A 1,056-nucleotide genomic window follows, 5' to 3' on the forward strand; every position below is an offset into this window, starting at 1 on the left:
ATCTATAACCATTGGCATGGAAGAAGTCCAGGCTATTGAAGTCCCATTCGCCCCACTTGTTGGAAGTGTAAGTGTACCGCGCACCTGCGTAGCATCATCTCCAGTCGAATAGGCGATTTCTAAATTCTGAAGATCAATGTCCACGGCTTCCTCATCTGTCATATCCTCTGCGAGTATAGTCAAATCGTAGAGAGCCTCATACACCTCTCCATTTGCCATAACTCTGGCCTGAAGCGTGATCTCTGCGTCTCCCTCCAAATAGGATGGTCGCAGAACACGACCTGTCGCTGATTCAAGCACGTCTTCATCTGATGAAGCCCATACAATCGGTCTTGCTCCCCCGTCTTCCGCCGGTAACCCGATATTGCCCGTTACACTCTTCTTCGTATCTCCGTGTGAAAGATTGGGAAGCGGAGCAGCGTACACAATAAGCTCTGCGGGCGTAACTGTAACTTCATAGTTGCCTAGCCTATTCTCTGGATCGATGATTTCCGTATCAATGGCATACGTTCCAACTGGACTGTTCCTCACAGCATCGGTCTCATAGCTTATTGTAATATCATCTGTAGAAATGACACCTGTTAAAGACCCTGTTAGCACGGGATTATCATAGTTTTCCCAACGTGTAAATGAGTCTGGGGCTACATTCAATAGGGCTTTTTCAATCGTCAAAACACCTGGAAAATACGTTACTGTATATTTCCCCGATGTCACACCAGATGGTGTAATAGTATACTGCCCAACGTTACTTCCCGAAGTTGCGTTTATTGAGAATGATGGTACTCCAACAGAAGTAGCCGTATCCCAAGACGCTAGTCCCGAGAAGGAGGCAGTCATAGTTGGAATCTGGCTGCCATACTGCATTACCACATCATTAGCTGTTACCGTTAACGGTCTTCTATCCACGCTCAATGTACCCGTCCCACTGCTCGGCTGATAAGGACTATCTCCTGCATAGGATGCTGTTATCGTATGGCTACCAGGCGCCACATTCACTGGATAATCAATCACTGCCCGTCCAAATTCGTTCGTCTGCGCCGTTCCAATAGATACACC

The 1,056-nt window shown here is 47.3% G+C and carries 1 protein-coding gene; it reads right to left on the minus strand.

The features are described from left to right. On the minus strand, positions 1-1,056 hold a 1,056-nt coding region (locus ACFRAK_RS29700; RefSeq protein WP_394573293.1), incomplete at both ends, for an immunoglobulin-like domain-containing protein.

It is taken from the genome of Peribacillus sp. NPDC056705, from assembly GCF_043656335.1.